This is a genomic window from Pandoraea cepalis, assembly GCF_902459625.1.
GTDB lineage: Bacteria > Pseudomonadota > Gammaproteobacteria > Burkholderiales > Burkholderiaceae > Pandoraea > Pandoraea cepalis.
In genome coordinates, this window is the sequence record NZ_CABPRY010000003.1 from 472143 (window position 1) to 492077 (window position 19935).

The window sequence follows — 19935 nt, forward strand, 5'->3', positions numbered from 1 at the left end:
TCTTGCTTATTTCGAGGTGCCCAGCATGGGCAGGTTCAGGCCGTGCTCGCGCGCGCATTCCACGGCGATGTCATAGCCGGCATCGGCGTGGCGCATGACGCCCGTCGCCGGATCGTTGTTCAGCACACGCGCGATGCGCGCGGCAGCGGCGTCGGTGCCATCGCACACGATCACCACGCCCGAGTGCTGCGAAAAGCCCATGCCGACGCCGCCACCGTGATGCAACGACACCCAGGTCGCGCCGCTTGCGGTGTTGAGCAGGGCGTTAAGCAGCGGCCAGTCGGACACGGCGTCCGAACCGTCGCGCATGGCTTCCGTTTCACGGTTGGGGCTGGCGACCGATCCTGAATCCAGGTGGTCGCGGCCGATCACGACCGGTGCCGAGAGTTCTCCTGAGCGTACCATTTCATTGAAGGCCAATCCGAGCTTCGCGCGCAGCCCCAGCCCGACCCAGCAGATCCGTGCGGGCAGGCCCTGGAAGCTGATGCGCTCGCGCGCCATGTCGAGCCATCGGTGCAGGTGCGCGTCGTCGGGAATCAGCGCCTTGACCTTCGCGTCCGTCTTGTAGATGTCTTCCGGATCGCCCGACAGCGCGACCCAGCGGAACGGCCCGACGCCACGGCAGAAGAGCGGACGGATATAGGCGGGTACGAAGCCGGGGAAATCGAAGGCGTTCTCGACGCCTTCCTCCTTGGCCATCTGGCGGATGTTGTTGCCGTAGTCGAAGGTCGGCACGCCCATCGCCTGGAAGTCGAGCATGGCCTTGACGTGCACCGCCATCGACTGCTTCGCGGCCTTGACGACTTCGGCGGGTCTGGTGCGGGCGCGTTCGCGGTAGTCGTCCCAGGTCCAGCCGATCGGCAGATAGCCGTTGAGCGGATCGTGGGCGCTGGTCTGATCGGTGACCATGTCCGGACGCACGCCACGGCGCACCAGTTCCGGCAGAATTTCGGCCGCATTGCCGCACAGGGCGATGGACACGGCCTGACCGGCCGCGGTGTATTTGGCGATGCGCGCGAGGGCGTCGTCGAGATCCTTGGCTTGCTCGTCGACGTAGCGCGTGCGCAGACGGAAGTCGATGCTGGTCTGCTGGCACTCGATGTTCAGCGAGCAAGCGCCGGCCAGCGTAGCGGCCAGCGGCTGCGCGCCGCCCATGCCGCCCAGGCCGGCGGTGAGCACCCAGCGGCCCGTCAGATTGCCGTTGTAGTGCTGGCGGCCGGCTTCGACGAAGGTCTCGTAAGTGCCTTGCACGATGCCCTGACTACCGATGTAGATCCACGAGCCGGCGGTCATCTGGCCGTACATGGCCAGCCCCTTGGCGTCGAGTTCGTTGAAATGTTCCCACGTCGCCCAGTGCGGTACCAGATTCGAGTTGGCGATGAGCACGCGCGGCGCGTCGGCATGCGTCTTGAACACGCCCACCGGCTTGCCCGACTGCACGAGCAGCGTCTCATCGTCACCCAGCGTCTTGAGCGTTTCGACGATCCTGTCGTAGCACTCCCAGTTGCGGGCGGCGCGGCCGATGCCGCCGTACACAACGAGCGCGTTCGGGTTCTCGGCGACGTCCGGGTCCAGATTGTTCATGAGCATGCGCAGCGGGGCTTCGGTGAGCCAGCTACGGGCATTGAGCTGCGTGCCGCGCGGGGCGCGGATCGTGACATCGCGGTATCGGGTGACTTGACTCACAACGTGTTCCTCTAATTCGGAGCGGAGAATGACTTGTACAGTATTGTATATACAAGTTACCGTGAACTAGGGTTTTTACGTACTTCTGTGAGCCAGGAGGAGGGGGCTTGAGGGGGATGCTCGGGCCCGATGCGCCGGCGCCGGCTGATCGTTGGCTTGCCGCTCGCTTATTCGGTCGCGCCGAAACGGCCTTCCAGTCGGTGGCGAGAACCGGGGTGCAGCAGCCGTGCAACGGAGACCACGCGCTTGCCCGTCCACGTGCGCCGACGGATGAGCAGGCACGGTTCCGTGCGTGCGATGTGCAGCAGTTGCGCTTCTTCGGGGGTGGCTGTCACGGCTTCGACCACATGCTCGCCCGACGTGAGCGGCGAGAGTCGCTGCAGATAGGCGTTGGGCGTCAGTTGGGTGAAGTCTTGTTCGAGGTAGTGTGGCGCGAGCGTGGGATTGACGCAGCGATCCTCGATCTGCACCGGCACGTTGTCCTGGTAGTGAACGATCACCGAGTGGAACAGCGTTTCGCGCTCCTGCAGGTCCATCGCAAGCGCGCGTTCGGGGCCAGCGAGTTCTTCGCGCAGCAGCTTCACTTCGGCGCGATGGCGATGGCCATGCTCGGCGATTTCGTCCGCGATATTGTTGACGGCCAGCAGCGGGGAGTGCGATTTCGGCTCGGCCACGAACGTGCCGACGCCCTGCATGCGTACGAGACGCCCCTCGGCGCTAAGTTCTCGCAGCGCGCGATTGACCGTCATGCGACTTACGCCCGAGAACTCGACCAACTCGTTTTCCGACGGAATGCGGTGATGCGGCGGCCAGGCGCCACTGTCGATCTGACGGCAAATGAACTGCTTGAGTTGCAGATAACGCGGTGCCGGCCCTTGTTCGTTGAGCGTTTCGACAGTCGGTTGGGCAGATTGACGTGGCACCTTGATGGCTTCTCCGGTCACTGACGTGCGGGTGGGAAAGCCTGAAGCATAAGCCAATCGCCCGCTGCGAAGGAGAAAAAACGCGACCCGCTGCGTACGGCATCGGTCAAGGCGAGGCCGCGCCAAAGATGCACTGCGACCCACCGCGAAGCGAGACGAATCCGCTCACCAACCGTGCAATCTCGACCAGACTGCCAGCTCGCGATCTGGAGCGATGGCGTGGTATTCGGGGAATTGCGCCCCGGTGGCACAGGCGTGATTCGGCAGTATGCGCAACAGAGTGCCGATAGGGAATCGCGCGACGATGCCGAGGTCCGGCTCGCCTTCGCGCGACAGAATGCCGTGTTCCTGATTGGCACCGCTCAACCGATACCCAGGGAGGAGGCTGCCGTCGATGCGGCACACCTGTCCGTAGCCGAAATCGCGCTTCTGCTTTTGTGTGCCGCGGTCGCGGCTCATGGCCATCCAGCCGGCATCGACAATGGCCCAGCCTTTCTCGGGCTGATGCCCGATCACGGTCGTGAGCACGCTCAATGCCAGTTCGTCGGTCGTGCACACGCCGATGTTATGCATGACGAGATCGAAGAACACGTACACGCCTGCACGCACTTCGGTCACGCCGTCGAGATGCGCGGCGGTGAGGGCGGTCGGCGTCGAGCCGACGCTGACCACGGGGCACGGCAGCCCGGCATCGCGCAAACGCGTGGCGGCGCGCACGCAGCCGGCGCGCTCCTGCTCGGCGATGGCGGCGAGTGCTTCGGGCGTGTCGACGTCATAGCTGGATCCGGCATGCGTCATCACGCCGCCCAGCGCCGCACCGCCGTCATGCAGCACGCGCGCCACGTCAAGCAGCGCATCGTCGTCGGGCGCGATGCCCGATCGGTGACCATCGGTGTCGATCTCGATCCACACGTCGAATGTCTCGCCGAACTCGGCACCGAACGCCACGATTGCCTGCGCCGATGCGAGGCTGTCCGTGAGGATCTTCAGGTCGCAGCCGCGGCGTCGCAAGGCGAGGGCGGCCGGCAGCTTGCTCGCGACCATCCCCACGGCATAGAGGATGTCGGTCACGCCATCGTCGAAGAAGCGGGCGGCTTCCTTGAGGGTGGAGACGGTGATGCCCGCGGCCCCCGCTTCGATCTGTGCACGGGCCACCTCCACGCACTTGCTGGTCTTGACGTGGGGACGCAGGCGTACGCCAAGCGTGTCCATGCGGGACTGCATGCGACGAATGTTGTGCCGCATGCGGGGCACGTCGATCACGGCGGCCGGTGTGTCGAGCATGGGCAACGAGGTCGGGGGAAGGGCGGCTTTGGCGGTCATGGTGCGGTGTCTCTGGCGGTGGGGACGGGCACGGGCACAGGCCAACGGCGTCGCGCGTGCGCGGGATAGCACGGTGGCGCGGTGGCAGAGTGGTGGATTGGTAAGGCGTCGTCGTCGAAGCAGGTAGTGTAGGAACGATAGGGGGCCTCGCCGTTAAATGTCGCAACATCAAACATTAAGCTCAAGTGAATGATTCAGATCGAGGACCTGCGTCTGGTCGAAGCGCTCGCGCAGTCGGCGTCGCTCAGTGCGGCGGCAAGCCTGCTCAACTTCACGCCACCCGCATTGTCGGCGAGGCTGCGAAAGCTGGAAGCCACACTGGGGCTGCGCTTGCCACGCGCACGTCGCGTCAGTTGCGCCTGACCGCCGAGGGGGAACGGCTGGCGCGAGGGTTCGGCGTTGCTCGCGCAGCTCGATGCGCTGAGCGAATCGTTCCGTCGTGAGGACACGCGCCTGACCGGCACGCTACGGGTGGCGGCCCCGTTCGGCTATGGCCGTCACCACGTGGCGCCCGCGTTGCTGCAGCATCGTTGCGTTTGCATTCGCGAGAACGACGAGGACGTGACGGTGTGGCGCTTTCATCGCCGGGCGACGTCGTCTGCCTCGTCGGCTTCGTCAACCCGGCGCGCATCGACGCGCAACAGTGTTCGCGTCGCACCTGCCTACACGAGCAACGATGGCAGCGTGGCACGCGAATGGGCGGAGCAGGGGCTGGGTCTGGTCTTGCGCTCGGAGTGGGATACCCGCGAGTCGGTCGCGTCGGGCAAGTTCGTGCGCGTGTTGGCGGACTGGGCGTTCGACAGTGCGCCGGTCATCTTGCTGGTGCCCACGCGGCGAGGGCCGACTGCACGGCTTCAGGCGTTGATAGCGTTTCTGGAGGACGCGTTGGGTGCTCCGGCAGCCCGTGTGTCGCTCCCGCCCTCAGGCGAGTCGATGGGCGCGTTCGGCACTTCGGGTCCGCGCGCCGTTCGCCAACACACTGCAAGCAAGGAGTAACAGCGCCGTCATGAAAAACACCGACGGCAATCCGAACGCGACGGCGATCTGGCCACCGACGACGGGCCCGATCACCTGGCCGCTGAATTGTGCCGACTGAAGATAGCCGAGCATCTTGCCGGTGTGGCGCTCGCCAACCGAGTGACGGGCGAGTTTGCCGATGGCGGGCAGCAGTCCCGCGAGCGTCATGCCCATGAGCACACGCAGTGCGGCCAATTGCCACCAAGTGGTGACGAACGCTTGCGGCACCATCACCAGTGCCGTCGCGATAAGGCATCCAACGATGACGCGCCAACTCCCGACGCGGTCCGCGAGCGCGCCCAAGCGCGCTGCCGTGAGAATGCTACCCAGCGCCGAGCTTGCCATGACGACGCCGGCGACCCGCGTGAGATGCGCGCTGTCAACGCCCAATTTCGCGATGTAGACCGTAATGATCGGCTCGATGGACATGTTCGCCAGCAATACCATCATGGCCGTCGCCAGAATGGCCGCTATGTTTCCGGCGCGAGGCGAATGATCGTGGGTGCGCGTCCCTGATGGAGCGTGGCGTTTGCCGTCGCGCGACGCATCGAAGTCTTCGCGAACCCCGAAAATCGTCAGCAGTGCCGTGACCGCAATCATCGCGCCGCCGGAGAAGAAAGTGCCGCGAATACCCAATAGCGGTGGCAACATTCCGCCGACCAGCGGCCCGACCAGACTACCCGCGAGGGCGCCCGTCGACAGGACGCCGAGTGCCCAACCTGCGCGTTCGCGCGGTGCCTGTGTCCCCACCATCACCGTCGCCGCCGACGCATAGCCACCGATCAGCCCGGCGATCAGACGCAGCCCCACGAGTTGGTAGACATTGTGCGCGACGCCGATGAGCGACATCACGATGGCCATGCCGACGGCTGCGCGGATGAGCATCGGCTTGCGGCCAAAACGGTCCGCGAGGTGGCCCCAGAGGGGGGCGGTCACGGCGGTGCCGAGAAACGTTGCGCTGAACGCGACGCCCGACCATTGAATGACGGCGGACTCCGAGGCAACGCCAAGCTGCTGGACATAGAGTGGCAGGAACGGCAACAGCATGCTCAAGCTGACCAGCGTGGTAAATGACCCAAACACACCAATGACCAGATTACGATGCCAGTACCGGGCATGACGGTCGGTGTAACTGGCGGTATGGGTGGCGTTGGCGGTATCGGCACTGACGGATTGGGACGACTCGGCGGGGGGCTTCACAGCAACCTCTGCATTGTGCAATGTGTTCGTGGGTAACCGGGGGGCGGCGCTACTGCCGAGTCTAGTCCGAGCCCCGCGGCGCTGGAATGGCCGCCGTGCGGAAGTCAGTGTTACGAGGCGCGGACGAATGCGCCAACGTTTGCAGCAAGAAATCGATGAAGACGCGGGCGCGAGACGGCAATGTCTTGCCGTGGGGGTACATCAAACTCACCGGGCGCGAGCGTCCCCCGTAAGCGGCCAGCACCTCGACCAGACGCGCGGCCGCCAGATCTTCCTCAACGATGAAGCGGTAAGTCTGGAACAGCCCGGCACCGGCTTTCGCGAGTGTGACGCCCGAGAGCACATCGTCACTGCAACGAAAGTTGCCATCCACGGCATGCTCGATGTCGCGGCCCGCCTCGCGGAACAGCCACGGTATCGCTCGCCCCGTGCTCGGCAGGTCAAATTCGATGCAGTCGTGCTCGGCCAAGTCGTCGAGGGTTCGCGGTGTTCCCACGCGATTCAGGTAATTCGGGTGGGCGACGACGACGAGTGCGGCGTCTTCGAGCGGGCGCGCCACCATACTCGACTCGGGCTGGGCGCGAAAGCGGATGGCGAAGTCGAAGCGCTCCTCGTGAAGGTCGACGTTTCGGTTGCTCACGTGCACGTGCACCTTGATGCGCGGATATTGCGCCTGGAACGTGGGCAGCAGCGGCAGCAGTCGATAGTGCGCGTAGGTCGTCGGCACACTGATACGCAGGGTGCCGGACGGCTGCGACTGGGCGCCAGAGACACGGTGCTCGGCTTCGGAGAGCATGCCAAGGGCGGATCGGCATTCGTCGTAGTACGTGCTACCGCTTTCGGTCAGACGGATGCGCCTTGTCGAGCGGACAAAGAGACGTACCCCGAGGCGTTGCTCGAGACGGGCGATCGACCGGCTGACGGCGGCCGGCGTCACCCCCGCCAGGTTCGCCGCCGCCGTGAAGCTGCCCGCTTCGGCGGCCAGACAGAACAACTCTATGCTGCCAAGCAGGATGTCGCCGAATTGCCGCTGCATATCGATTCTTTACATCATGTAAAAAGACAAGTGTATCCGGATGTGTTTTTCGCGTCTTCATTCACGAATAGAGTGGTGCTCAACCCGCGGGGCGTGTGGATGATCCGCCGTCCCGGCAGGCCACTTCAAGTTGAGGATAGACATCATGAACCATTCGGAACGCACGGCCATTATCACGGGTGCCTCAAGTGGCATCGGCCTCGGGTTGGCGGAAGCTTTCCTGAAGGAGGGTTTCAACGTCGTGGGGACTGGGCGGAGCAGCGCTCGGCTCGACGCGGCGCGCACGGCGCTCGGGGTGGGCGAGCGATTCCTGCCGGTCGCGGGCGATGTGGGTGACCCCAAGGTGGCCGAAGCGGCCTTCGCACGCGCCATTGAGGCGTTCGGTCACGTCGATGTGCTCGTCAATAACGCGGGCATCTTCACGGCGAAGCCGTTTGTGGATTTCACGCCGGACGAGATCGACGAGCAGATCGCCACGAACCTGAAGGGCGCGTTGTACTTTTCACAGGTGGCGGCGCGCCATATGAGCGAACGCCGTCGCGGCGCGATCGTCAACGTGACCGCGTCGATCGCGTTGCAGGCGCATTCGAGTGTTCCCGCCTTGATGGCTGCCGCGCTCAAGGGGGGGCTCAATCAGGCGACGCGCGCATTGGCCCTTGAGTTGGCGCCCTACGGTGTAACGGTCAACGCCGTAGCCCCCGGGGTCGTGGACACGCCGATGCATGCTCCTGAAACGCACGACGCGCTGGGGCAGATGCATCCGCTCGGACGCATTGCTGATGTATCGGACATCGCGCGGGCGGTGCAGTACCTCGTGCAGAGCGAATATGTGACGGGGACGATTCTTCCGGTGGACGGCGGTTTCAGCGCCGGACGCTGATCGACACGGCGCTTCGCCTTCGTTGTTCATGGCACAGCGGTTCGGTGAATTCACCGGCCGCGGCATCTTCAGGAGTCAATCATGCCGTTCGTCAGCATTCGTATCACTCGGGAAGGGAATACCGCCGAGCAGAAAGCACAGGTGATCCGTGAAGTCACCGAGACGCTGGAGCGCGTGTTGCACAAGCCGCCGCACCTCACGCACATCGTGATCGAGGAGATCGACACGGACAACTGGGGCTATGCGGGACAAACCACGACGGTCGTGCGCCGTGCGTCGTCGCCGGGGTGAGTGGGGCCCCGACGACGCGCTCGACCTCATAGCGATCGCTCGATGGCCTGTCCGAGCAACGCCAGCCCGAGGTCGATCTCGTCTTCGCTGACGGTCAGCGGCGGGGCGATGCGGAACACGCCGCCCATGCCCGGCAGTTGCACGATGTTCATGCTCAGGCCGAGGTTCATGCACTCGCGTGTGATCTTCGCGCCGAGTCCGTCGGCCGGCGCTTTGGTGCGACGATCCTTGACGATTTCCATGCCGAGCAGCAGGCCGCGTCCGCGCACATCGCCCACGCATTCGAAGCGCTCCATCAGCCCCAGCAATCCATTGCGCAAACGCTCGCCGATGACGTTGGCGCGCGCGACAAGCCCGTCGCGCGCGACGACGTCAAGTACGCGTAAGCCAACGGCGGCGGGCAGCGGATCGGAGACGTGGGTGGTGTAGAAGAGGTAGCCGCGTTCGTGGGCGCGTTCCTCGATCTCGGCGGACGTCACGATGGCGGCGAGCGGTAGTCCGGCACCGAGGGTTTTCGAGAGCGTCAGGATGTCGGGGGTGACCCCGTCGCGCTCGAACGCGAACATCGTGCCGGTGCGGCCGATGCCGGTCTGCGCCTCATCGAGAATGAGCAGCATGTCGCGTTCTTCGCACTTGCGCTTGAGCGCTGCGAGATAGCCCGGCGGCAGCTCGATGATGCCACCCGAGCTGAGGATCGGTTCCGCGATGAAGGCCGCAAGGTTGCCGCTGGACTGGCGATCGATCAGGTCGAACGCGTAGTCGAGTTCGGCGAGGTAGTCGTACTGATCGGCCGGGCCGAAGCGGGGGCGGTAGGTCAACGGCGCGGGAATTGCAAACGAACCGACCGCGGCCGGTCCGACGCCTTTACGTCCCGCGCTGTAGGTCGCGGCGGCGGCGCCACCGGTCATGCCGTGCCACGATTGCGCGAACCCGACGATTTCGAATTTCCCGGTGACGAGCTTGGCCATGCGAATGGCGGCCTCGTTCGATTCGGCGCCGGTGCTCAGCAGCATGACCCGGTCGAGGCCCTCGGGGGTAATGTCGGCGAGCCGCGTGGCGAGGTCGACCACGGGGCGGGAGAGCATGCCGCTGAACAGGTGGTCGAGCGTGCGGATGGATTCGGTGACGACGTCGACGATGTCGGGATGGCTATGACCGAGCACGGCGCTCATCTGTCCGGAGGTGAAGTCGAGGATAGCCCGGCCGTCGGCGTCGTAGACGAAGCTGCCTTGCGCCCGCTCGATGATCATCGGTTCGAAGGTGCCGCCGTAACGAATCAGATGCTGCCGGGCGTTGCGCCAGAAGTCGGCGTCTTGGTTCTTGGACATGCAGGTGTCTCCGATGGGCAACGGCGATGGGGCGGGGCATTTACCGCTTGCAGTCTAGGCAGCGCTCTGATTTCATGGAAGCGAATAGTGCTAATGGAAGATAGAAGCGAGCCTAATATCTTGAGCCTGTCCCTGGAAATCGATTTGCTGCGTTCGTTCGTGGCCATTGCGCAGGCGGGTTCGCTCAGCCGTGCGGCGCAGCGCATCGCGCGAACGCAGTCGGCGCTGAGCCAGCAGATGAAGCGTCTGGAAGCGATCGTCGATCAGCCGTTGTTGCAGCGCACGGGCCGCGGCGTGGTGTTGACGAGTCCTGGCGAGCGTTTGCTAGGGCACGCCCAGCGGATTCTGCGGGTGCACGACGAGGCCATGGCGGAGATGTCGGGCCGCGGGTTGAGCGGCACGATTCGATTCGGGTGTCCGGACGATTACGCCGCCGCGTTTCTGCCCCATCTGTTGCGTGAGTTTGCGGTGGCGCATCCGCATGCGTTGGTGGAGGTGATTTGCGAGCCAACACCGCGCTTGATGGAGCAATTGTCGCGCCATACGTTGGATCTGGCGCTGATTTCATTGCCGGACGGCGTGGACGATGAGGGCGTCATCCGACGGGAACCGTTGGTTTGGATCGGGAATCCGGGCCTGGAGGCGGTGCTTTCGAATCCCGACGTGGCGCTGCCGCTGGCGTTGTCCGACCCGGATACGCTGGATCATATGGCGGCCTGCGAGGCGTTGGCGCGGGCGGGCAGGGCGTACCGCATTGCCTATGCGAGCAGCAATCTGGCGGGATTGACGGCGCTGGCGCGCTCGGGGCAGGCGTTCGCGGTGATGACGCAAACGGCGGTGCCCCAGGATTTACGCATTGTTACAGGTGATACGTTGCCGCCATTGCCGTCGGTCGGGATTACGGTAAAGTTCGATCGCGCGCGTCCGAATCACTTGAGCGTTGCGTTTGCCGATCACATTCGGCGGACGCTGGCGGTGTTGTAGGGCGGGGACGTGGGGCTTTCATGTTTGCCCCGGTTCAGGTGAATTTGAAGCACAATTGCGCATCGTTTTGAGGCGAGGGTAGTCGCTTCCTCGCTCATCAACAAGAAGCCGGGTTCCGGGCCTTGGGAGGCTCCGATGGTGGCCGGAAACTCGTGGTTATTTCGTTTTTTGTATCGAGGTCGATATGTTGGCGCGTATTTTGGCGGTTTTCCTGGTGGTCGGTTCGCTGCTCTCGTTGGCAGGCTGCAATACGGTCGACGGCGTCGGGCAGGACATTTCAGGCGCAGCGCGCACGGTCAAGCGGGCCCTGTAAGGGGCTGGTTCGGGCGAGGGGGGACGTTTGCGCCTTCGCCAAAATCAATTAGCATGCCGCGTCCAGCATGAAAGCGCTCTGCGTGGTCGATCGCAAGGTTAGCGTCACATTGGAACGGCGGTATGCCGGACGGATTGTGAAACCAGATGTGGCCGGCATCCGCCCCATGAATCAGCACCAGATGCCCGCCGCGTCGATGGTTCGGTTGCTGGGGGGTGGCAATCTCGGGACTGACCGACGCCATGATCATGCAAGTCGGGGAGATCTCTTGCGTCACCGATGCTAGTGGCGCGCCCTCATAGATGCGGGCATTCAACCGATACCGCGAACGAATCCATCGGCAAAATGGGCGGTATATCAGTCCTTTGACGGAATCTTCTCCGTCTATCTCATAGACGCCGTGATCGATCGCCTCGCCAAGCATGCGCTTTCGATTTTCATGTGCAATGCCTAGAAAATCGAGAATCGACTCAAGGCATGCGATGCCGCATACCCTTCGGCTCCAGAATCGATACGCTGTTTCATCCCTGAATCCTGTGTTTCTCCAAGCAGGGTCGTCGCATGGATCCATGCATCCATTTCTTATCTCTCGGTTCAACGCCGGATCGCCCCACTGCGATCTGTAGGGAACGTCGAGGTGTCGGAATTGACGCTTCATATCTGGCATCTCCGGTTCTTCCCACGCGACGTACGCAACGATCGCCTGCCATTCGGCGCCTCCGTTGCGCTGGTTGTCCGCCTCTTTGGCACCTCGTTCGCACCTCGTTCGCACCTCTTTGGCGCGTTTTGACGCTTTCCACACCTGCCCCCCAGACGGACCGGGGCCCCTTTCCGCCTCTCAAACATAAACCCAACTCGCTGCAGAAAGGGGCCCCGGTCCGTCCCCCCTCCACGCCCCCAGTCCCTCCACCCAACGACCTAAGCCCGGCACCGCCCAAATAAACCACTTCACCACTGATGCTTTGGAAACCCGTTATCCTTCTTTGGCTGACGCGCTTTCGGGCGCCCCCCCTTTCTTTCGCTTTCCGCCGAAGACTCCGTCCCCGGCACCCGCTTTTCAGGAGTTCCCCCCTCGTGGCCGCTTTCGACATCGACGACATCGTCTCCTCCCTGCACTCGGCTCGCCTGCGCTGGCGCGACGGCCAACGCCGCCTGCTCGAATCCGGTGGACGCGATCTGCCCTCCCGTGAACACCTCGCCGACATCATCGGCGCCCTCAAAGGCGTGCTCTTTCCCATGCGCCTCGGCCCGCCAGACCTGCACCAGCAAGGCGAGAACTATTTCGTCGGTCATACCCTGACCAGCGTGCTCAACGGCCTGGCCGAACAAGCCCGCATGGAATGGCGCCACAAGGCACGCCACGACGCCAACCTCACGCCCGCACGCATCGAGGAACGCGCCCACGCCACCATCCAGCAATTCGCCCAACGCCTCCCGGCCATCCGCGAATTGCTCGACCGTGACGTGCTCGCCGCCTATCAAGGCGACCCAGCCGCCGGCAGCGTCGACGAGGTACTGATCTGCTACCCAGGCATTCACGCGATGATTCACCACCGCGTCGCCCACGAACTCTATCGACTGGAATTGCCCCTGCTCGCCCGTATCATCGCCGAGCAAGCCCATTCGGAAACAGGAATCGATATTCACCCAGGCGCACAGATCGGTGCCGGCTTCTTCATCGATCACGGGACAGGGGTGGTCATCGGGGAAACCGCGATTCTCGGCGAGCGCGTGCGCGTCTACCAAGCCGTCACGCTCGGCGCAAAGCGCTTCCCGGCCGACGACGACGGCAATCCGCGCAAAGGCCTACCGCGTCACCCGATCGTGGAAGACAACGTGGTCATTTACGCCGGCGCAACGATCCTCGGTCGCGTCACTATCGGACAAGGCTCGGTGATCGGCGGTAACGTCTGGCTCACGCAAGACGTCCCGCCGTTCAGCAACATCACGCAAGCAAGATCGCGCACGGAGGCCGGCTCGCCCCCGGTGTCCGGATGCGATAACGAATCGTCCTGATGCACCCCGCGTGGCCCACGCCGCGCACGGATCGGTCAGGCGGTATTCAACGTCGCGCCCTGTCAGGCCCGTCAGGCAAGCCCCGCCGCCCCGGCGAGAGCGCATAGCGCAACCACGGCAAGCGGCGGTGCCTTCCACCGCGTCAACAGCACGAACGCAATCGCGGCCACCGCGAAGTCGGCGGCGCTGTGCACCGCGCTTGTCCACACCGGGGAGTACAACGCCGAGGCCAATATGCCCACGACGGCCGCATTCACCCCGGCAAGCACGGCCGCCGTCGACGCACGCTCACGCAACGCCTGCCAATGCGGCAGCGCAGCCACGACGAGCAACAGCCCGGGAAGAAAGATCGCCGCCGTCGCAAGCACGGCGCCAAGCCACGGATGCAGCGGGCTCCCCGAGCGCCACCCTAGGTAGGTCGCGAACGTGAAGAGCGGGCCCGGCACCGCCTGCGCCGCACCATAACCGGCCAGGAAGTCGCCGTTCGACACCCATCCCGTCGCCACGGTCTGCGCCTGAAGCAGCGGCAGCACGACATGACCCCCGCCGAACACCAACGCGCCGGATCGGTAGAAGCCGTCGAATATGGCCACGGACCGCGCGTCGGTGAGATGACGCAAGAACGGCAACCCAGCCAGCAGCACGCAGAAGAGGATCAGCGCCACGGCGCCCGCCGTACGTGAGATTCGAAATCGCGCTGACCAGGGCAACGGCGGTGCAGCCATCGCGTGGCCCGAGCGCAGCAGCAGAACCCCAAGCCCCGCGCCCAGCGCGATCACGATGAGCTGCGCAAACTGGGTGGTCGTCAACGCGAGCACTGTCATGGCAGCCAACGCGATCCCCGCGCGGCGTGTGTCGGCACATAATCGCCTCGCCATGTCCCATACGGCCTGCGCCACGACGGCGACCGCCACCAGCTTCAAGCCATGCAGCACGCCATCGCCGACCGGACCGCCCAGGTGCGGCGCCACGACGGCAAACACGAGAAGCAGCAGCGCCGACGGCAGCGTGAACCCGCACCACGCGGCGATGCCGCCCAGCCATCCGGCCCGCTGAAGTCCGATGGAGAACCCGACCTGACTGCTCGCCGGTCCGGGCAGAAACTGGCACAACCCCACCAGATCGATGAAGCTCGCGTCATCAAGCCAGCGACGCCGCTCCACGAATTCGCGACGGAAGTAACCGATGTGGGCGACCGGTCCGCCAAAGCTGGTCACGCCCAGCAGGAGAAACGCACGCAGCACTTCCAGGGCGGCGCGCCCGTGCCTCGTGGCGGGACCCGGGACGGTCTCGATGTCGGTTTTCAAGGGGGACAACTCACGTTAAGCAGCACAAGGTTGCACATCTTAACGCTGACGCGTTGACGTCGGCATGACCGTCAGTAGGATGGGGACACGCAGGGGCATCGCAGGCGCGCGCCACGCCCGCCGTGGGTGCCACCGGTCGCCGGGGTTCATGGCGCGGCGGCCATTTGCAACGCGGACAGCGATTTCCGCATTTCTCCCCCCGTGGCGGTGAAGTGGGTGAGGACTGCCACAATCGCCGGTTCGTTTCAGCAATCGCAGGTTCGCGTGCCGCGTTAGCGTTTCCCCCTCGCTGCGGATGTTGTCTTTCGCGATCTCGCGATGGCACAACGCCGCCGAATTCACGGAGAAACGCTGAATGACTCGATTGCATTACGCCATGCCGCACCACGCGCATCGACCCGCCGCCAATGCGCACCATACAAGACGGGGCATCGCTCGCCCCGCATTCGTCGACGACTGGCGAGCCGGTCTGTCGGTGCCCCGTCGTCGCGCTGTCCAGACGCAGGCGCCTCTGCGTTCGGCCCCGCAACCGCTGCCGACCGAACCCGTCGCTCGCGCAGCGGTTGGCGCAACGGGCCGTGAGACCGCCAATGCGGCCTTCGCGCTGGGCTTGTTGGCGGTGGTCTGTACGACAGGCGTAGCGGTCGCGGCCGTCGCCCCGGGGGCCTCGGTTGCCGGGCCACGGTCGATCAGCCGCAGAGAGGTTCGTATCGAGACGGGACCAACCACGGCGCCGATAGCGTTGCCGCATTCTGACGCGGTGTTCGGCATTCACGCGTTGCTGCGCGTGTGGCCTTACCGCCCCGACGGCGGTGGGGTGATGGCGCAGTGCCTGCCGGCACCGCACGCCCGATCGCTCGGTCGCCCGCCGGCGCCGGCCGACAGCCGCGAGGCCCTGAGCGCGGGACTGGAAGCCTACCGGGGGGATATCGAGCACGCCGTCGTCGCGCTGATCCGGGAATCCGTCGCCGCTTCGGACGCTCAAACGCGCGCGGCGTTTGCCGAGGCCGAGGTTCTGCTCCCAACCCGCATGTCGATGCTCGTCGAGCGCGCGGGGCGGCCGGGTTTGCCCCCGAGAGGGATCGTCTACGACGCGTCTCACGCGATTTCCCTGCACTTGAGGGGCGAGGACGGCGTCTGGCGCGAGTTTGCCCTCTCGCTCGCCCACGATGCACCCGCGCTCATCACACCGTTACATAACGTCGACTCGACCGACGGCGTGGGTGGCAGAAGCCTTGCTGAGACCTATGGGCCTGTTTTCTGGGGCGAGCGCTGGTCGTCGATCGAGTCGCGCATCGGCGAAGGCGACAAGGTGCGGTTCACGTTGGCGGTCGCCGGCGCCACTATCTCAGCGGGCTGGCCGCATCCCGATTCGTCGGTCCTGGATTCGCCGGACATGGAGGAAATCGCCGAGCTGCTGATCGATACCGTCGTGAAGCGTGCTCCCCGCGACCGCCGCGGTCTGCCGGATGCGTCTTTCGGCGCGCGCTCGCGGCGGCACGCGGCGGCCGACATCGGCGGGTCGGGCGCGTTGGCATCGCGCCTGACGATGTCGGGGCTCGAGTGTGTTGCCGCCATGGTGCGCGCCGATACGCTCCATCAGGATGCCATTGCGCTGCTGCAACACCTTTGGCCGGAAACGCCCATCCCGGCATCCGCACAGGCATTGCCCCAGGTGTCCTCTCACGCAACGCCACAGGCAACTCCACAGGCAACTCCACAGGCAGCGCCGTTGCCGCGCGTCATCAAACATGAGCCGTTCGACGGCCCCCTTGGCCGAGGCGTGCAATGGTCATTGCCGCCCAACGTCCGTGTCGAATTCCTCCCGGACCTGACGCAAAACGGGGTAAAGGTGTTCGACATCGACGGCGTTCTGTACGGTGCGACGGTGGCGCACACGCGCAAACACGCTTCGGATCTCCGGCCGCTCGATGACATTCGCCGCGAGCGAGGCCCGGAGTCGCTGTGCCGCATCTCGCGCGGCACGGGGGTCGATATCGACGGCATGTGTCTGGAATGCCACTCGGAGCGACATGACGAAGTGACGGTCACGGAGCAGGGCGCCACCCTGACGCAGCATCAAGCCTTGGACGCGTCGCCGCTCGTACGCTTGCGCGTCGCGGTGTATTCGCGCTTGACGCCATCGGCGGACGGCGGCCAGGTGTTTTTTGCGTTCGGGCGTCTGGGGCGCATCGACGAGCATGGCGTGCCACGCGTCTCGGCGGACTCGCCACTCGTCGATCCGTCGGTGTATGCGCCGGAACTGAACGGCGAACTGGCCTATTACGAGCAGCCGACCACGGAGGGACCGGTCGGCGGGCGCCGCGTGCGTCTCACGCTCGGCGGCATGCGCATCGCGGCCCCCTTCGGGACGTATCGGGATAGCGAAGGCGCGCTGCACGGCATCGTGCAACTGTCCAGCGACGTCTTCTACCGCTTCAGGCTGCCCGAGCGCGACGAACACGACGAATACGGTGAACACGAATCGGCACGTCAGGTACACCTGCACTTTCGCCAGGCGACGCACCGTGACATTCGCGCGTACCGCACGGCACAGCACCATCGCGCGGCGGCCGAAAACGTCGTAGTGATGCCGGCGATCGCCTATGGCGAAGGCCGCACGTTCCTGCAGTTGTATCTCAAGCTCTGGCAGCAGGCACCGTCGCCGGCGGATGTGTGGCGCGGGCTCGAGGACATTTCGCTGTCCGTCGTCGAGGCCAGGCAAGCGGTTCGCGACCTGACGCAAGCGATCGAACATCGGGTGGCCGCGTCCAGAACGCCCGAGGCATCGCCCGGCGCCAGTGGATTCGCGGCGCCGCCGGGGATCGATACCACACTGATGCCGATGTTCAATCGTCTGTGGAACCACTGGCAGCACTACCCGGCGCAAGCGGAGGCGTTCATCAATGCGATCGCGAGGGACTTCGTCTCGCGGCCCGCGCCGTTGGCCGTATGGTCGCAGTTGCCGTTCGTCGGGGACGTGCAGACGACCCGCGAGGTGCTGTCGATCTTCGAGACGTTGTTTCCCGGCATGTCGGGGATCCAGGCACTGGTCGGCGGTACGGCGCGCGCGGCACGCGATGTCGGCGACCGGATGCGCGAGGTCTCGCGTAACGCGAATATTGCGGTGGCGGAGGTCACACTCGTCGACGGGACGAGAACCCTCTACTACTGCCTGTCGGGGCTCCAGCGCACCACGCTGCACACGAACACGCCGAGCGTACGGATCGTGGACGCGGGCAGGGCGTATGCGCGGCGTGAGCACAACGTCATCGCACAACGCCGCAAAGCGGCACGCTCGGGGGAGGAGGCCATTTTCACCGAGTCGCCCGAACTACGCCTGGCGATGGCTGACGCGGACCTGCCGACGTTCAACGCCGCCACCGGCGGAGCGCAGTCCCGCACGCTCGATACCGAGCGAATGATTCTGGCGCAGATCTATGCGGATTACCCGATGGGCGAGAACGTCGTTCGCTCGATCGTGCTGTGCTCGCGCCTGCCGTTCTGCGACTCGTGCGCCGTCAATCTCGCCATGGTCCCCTATCACTATCCCGACGCGGCGTTGCGCTTCCATTATGTGGCCCCTTCGCCGCGCGATCGCCGAACGCGACCCGACACCACGCCGGCGCCCCCTGCCGTGACGGCGTCGGCAGCCGCGACCGGGCAAGCGAGAACCCACGCACACGCGCGCGACCCAGACGAACGGCACGCGCATTCCAGCCTGTGAGCGCGACGCCTGGTCGATTTTCCAATATATTGACCGCACTCGACGGCACTTCTGGCGCCACCTCCGGCGCCTGACGACTTCCCGGTTCGCCGTCCGCCCGTCGAGGGGCATGCGGACCGGGGGCTGAGCTTAACGGCAAAGGAACGATGTACGCATGACGGTGCCTGACGCTCCAGTACAACCGCCCGCCATCGGGTTGGGTGGTGCGGCGCGCGATCTCTACCGCGCGCTCTGGCGCCACGCCCACGGCGTGCGGCTGCATTTGCTCGGCGCCGCCGGGCTGTTGTCGGCCGCGCAGTTATTGCGTCTGACCCTGCCGTGGCTGGCGGCACAGGCGATCAATGCGCTGCAGCAAGGCGACATGACGACGGCCGGCCGCTGGATCGTCTACCTGGTCGGCGTCTATCTCTTGTCCTGGCTGCTCCACGGTCCGGGCCGGATCCTGGAGCGCAACGTCGGGGTTCGTGTGCGTGTCCGGCTGGCCGATCAACTGTACGCGCGGATTGCCACCGCACCGCTCGCATGGCGCGATGGCCGACACTCCGGCGAGTTGCAACACCGCGTGGTGCAATCCAGTCGCGCGCTGTCCGACTTCGCCCAGAATCAGTTCGGCTATCTGCAAAGCGCCTTTAATTTCGTCGGGCCGCTGGTGGCGCTGGCGTTGCTGTCTCGCACGAGCGGTGTGATTGCCGTGACGGGCTATGTCGTCGTGGCCCTCATCATCCTGCGTTTCGACCGCGTACTGATGCAACTCGCCCGAGCGGAGAACGATGCCGAACGACGCTACGCCGCGGCGCTGCTCGATTTCGTAGGTAATGCTGGCACGGTGATCGGCCTGCGTCTGCAGGCCGCGTCTCGCAAAGTGCTGGGGCGGCGCATGGAGACGGTGATGGCGCCGCTGCGCCGCGCCGTCGTGGTGAACGAGGGCAAATGGTTCGCCGTCGATATTCTCGGCATGGGGCTGACGTGGATCCTGGTCGTCGTCTACGTGTTGCAGTCGCGCGTGCCGGGGCAGGCGGTGTTGCTGGGCACGGTGTTCATGATTTACCAGTATGCGCAGCAAGCGGCGACAGTGGTTGGCTCGATGGCGTCGAACTTCCAGAGCTTCGCCCGCATGCACACGGATTACGGCAGCGCCGAGCCGATCTGGGCGGCGCCGGGCGATCCCGAAGCGACTGTGCCCCGCATCGTGCCCGATGCGCCGTGGGAGACGCTCACACTGCGCGGCGTGTCCTGGCTTTACGCCGACGACGCGCGCGGCGGACTTCGCGGTGTCGATCTCGTGCTCCGGCGCGGCACGCGTGTGGCACTGGTCGGCCCGAGCGGGGGTGGCAAGAGCACCCTGCTGCGCACACTGGCCGGTCTCTATCTCCCGCAGCAGGGCCAACTGCTGCGCGACGGCGCGGCGGCACAGTGGGCCGATCTGCGCACGCTGGCCACGCTGATCCCGCAGGAAGCCGAAGTGTTCGAGGCTAGCGTGGAGGAGAACCTGACGTTCGGGGAACCGGCCGCCGCGCAGTCCGTGCAGGCCGCTGTGCATGCAGGGGCATTCGACGACGTCCTCCAGCATCTTCCCGACGGCATGGCCAGCCTGCTTAATGAGCGCGGCGGCAACCTCTCGGGCGGTCAGCGACAACGGCTCGCGCTTGCGCGGGGCGCGTTGGCGGCGCAGGGGAGTTCGCTGTTATTGCTCGACGAACCGACCAGCGCGCTCGACCCGCTGGCCGAGGCACGAGTATTCGATCGCCTGTATGAAGCGTTCCCGAACGCCTGCATCGTCGCGTCGGTGCACAGGCCGAGCCTGCTCGACCGGTTCGACACGCTCGTGGTGATGGACGCAGGCCGCGTCGTCGACGCCGGCCCGCGCGACGAGGTGCTGGCCCGACGGACCTAGCCAAAACCGT

At 65.2% G+C, this 19935-nt stretch carries 15 protein-coding genes and 1 pseudogene; 8 read left to right on the plus strand and 8 right to left on the minus strand.

Going from position 1 to position 19935, the window contains the following annotated elements; translation table 11 throughout:
• Window positions 1-6: 6 nt before the first annotated feature.
• The 3 genes from hutU to PCE31107_RS10180 all read right to left on the minus strand — a co-directional run bounded on the left by hutU (window position 7) and on the right by PCE31107_RS10180 (window position 3932).
• A complete protein-coding gene (gene hutU, locus PCE31107_RS10170; RefSeq protein ID WP_150608163.1) occupies window positions 7-1686 on the minus strand; it encodes a urocanate hydratase in 1680 nt (559 codons plus the stop codon).
• Window positions 1687-1853: 167 nt separating this feature from the next.
• Entirely contained in the window at window positions 1854-2609 is a 756-nt protein-coding gene (gene hutC, locus PCE31107_RS10175; RefSeq protein ID WP_150608165.1) for a histidine utilization transcriptional repressor HutC, read from the minus strand.
• 165 nt (window positions 2610-2774) lie between these two features.
• A complete protein-coding gene (locus PCE31107_RS10180; protein ID WP_174966612.1) occupies window positions 2775-3932 on the minus strand; it encodes a DSD1 family PLP-dependent enzyme in 1158 nt (385 codons plus the stop codon).
• Window positions 3933-4121: 189 nt separating this feature from the next.
• Here PCE31107_RS10180 and PCE31107_RS10185 point away from each other — a divergent pair.
• A pseudogene (locus PCE31107_RS10185) lies at window positions 4122-4829 on the plus strand (LysR family transcriptional regulator); the annotation flags it as partial.
• Window positions 4830-4853: 24 nt separating this feature from the next.
• Here PCE31107_RS10185 and PCE31107_RS10190 read toward each other — a convergent pair.
• Both PCE31107_RS10190 and PCE31107_RS10195 read right to left on the minus strand, forming a co-directional pair.
• Entirely contained in the window at window positions 4854-6149 is a 1296-nt protein-coding gene (locus PCE31107_RS10190) for an MFS transporter (RefSeq protein WP_150608167.1), read from the minus strand.
• A gap of 61 nt (window positions 6150-6210) precedes the next feature.
• Window positions 6211-7185, minus strand: a complete 975-nt coding sequence (locus tag PCE31107_RS10195) for a LysR family transcriptional regulator (protein WP_150608169.1) — start codon at window positions 7183-7185, stop codon at window positions 6211-6213.
• A gap of 145 nt (window positions 7186-7330) precedes the next feature.
• On the opposite strand from PCE31107_RS10195, the gene PCE31107_RS10200 reads away from it, so the two are divergent.
• Together PCE31107_RS10200 and PCE31107_RS10205 are read left to right on the plus strand one after the other, a co-directional pair.
• Entirely contained in the window at window positions 7331-8065 is a 735-nt protein-coding gene (locus PCE31107_RS10200) for an SDR family NAD(P)-dependent oxidoreductase (protein WP_130026037.1), read from the plus strand.
• Between the two features lie 81 nt (window positions 8066-8146).
• Entirely contained in the window at window positions 8147-8356 is a 210-nt protein-coding gene (locus tag PCE31107_RS10205; RefSeq protein ID WP_130026036.1) for a tautomerase family protein, read from the plus strand.
• 26 nt (window positions 8357-8382) lie between these two features.
• On the opposite strand, the gene PCE31107_RS10210 is transcribed toward PCE31107_RS10205, so the two are convergent.
• Window positions 8383-9684 carry an aspartate aminotransferase family protein gene (locus tag PCE31107_RS10210; RefSeq protein ID WP_150608171.1) on the minus strand — a complete coding sequence of 434 codons (1302 nt, stop codon included), beginning with the start codon at window positions 9682-9684 and terminating at the stop codon, window positions 8383-8385.
• A gap of 93 nt (window positions 9685-9777) precedes the next feature.
• On the opposite strand from PCE31107_RS10210, the gene PCE31107_RS10215 reads away from it, so the two are divergent.
• Window positions 9778-10668 (plus strand): LysR substrate-binding domain-containing protein, encoded by an 891-nt coding sequence (locus tag PCE31107_RS10215; protein ID WP_150608173.1) that lies wholly within the window; start codon window positions 9778-9780, stop codon window positions 10666-10668.
• 184 nt (window positions 10669-10852) lie between these two features.
• The gene (locus PCE31107_RS23795) at window positions 10853-10981 is read left to right on the plus strand and encodes a hypothetical protein (RefSeq protein ID WP_017232138.1); all 129 of its coding nucleotides are present in this window, start codon (window positions 10853-10855) and stop codon (window positions 10979-10981) included.
• Here PCE31107_RS23795 and PCE31107_RS10220 read toward each other — a convergent pair.
• Window positions 10965-11639 carry a C39 family peptidase gene (locus PCE31107_RS10220; protein ID WP_174966613.1) on the minus strand — a complete coding sequence of 225 codons (675 nt, stop codon included), beginning with the start codon at window positions 11637-11639 and terminating at the stop codon, window positions 10965-10967. The genes PCE31107_RS23795 and PCE31107_RS10220 overlap by 17 nt on opposite strands.
• Before the next feature lie 416 nt (window positions 11640-12055).
• Here PCE31107_RS10220 and epsC point away from each other — a divergent pair, with 416 nt between their 5' ends.
• Window positions 12056-12997 (plus strand): serine O-acetyltransferase EpsC, encoded by a 942-nt coding sequence (gene epsC, locus PCE31107_RS10225; protein WP_150564732.1) that lies wholly within the window; start codon window positions 12056-12058, stop codon window positions 12995-12997.
• Between the two features lie 71 nt (window positions 12998-13068).
• Here epsC and chrA read toward each other — a convergent pair whose 3' ends face one another.
• Entirely contained in the window at window positions 13069-14304 is a 1236-nt protein-coding gene (gene chrA / locus PCE31107_RS10230; RefSeq protein ID WP_246181782.1) for a chromate efflux transporter, read from the minus strand.
• Window positions 14305-14659: 355 nt separating this feature from the next.
• Here chrA and PCE31107_RS10235 point away from each other — a divergent pair, with 355 nt between their 5' ends.
• Window positions 14660-18031, plus strand: a complete 3372-nt coding sequence (locus PCE31107_RS10235; RefSeq protein ID WP_150608177.1) for a deaminase domain-containing protein — start codon at window positions 14660-14662, stop codon at window positions 18029-18031.
• Window positions 18032-18185: 154 nt separating this feature from the next.
• A complete protein-coding gene (locus tag PCE31107_RS10240) occupies window positions 18186-19925 on the plus strand; it encodes an ATP-binding cassette domain-containing protein (protein ID WP_150608179.1) in 1740 nt (579 codons plus the stop codon).
• Window positions 19926-19935 lie beyond the last annotated feature (10 nt).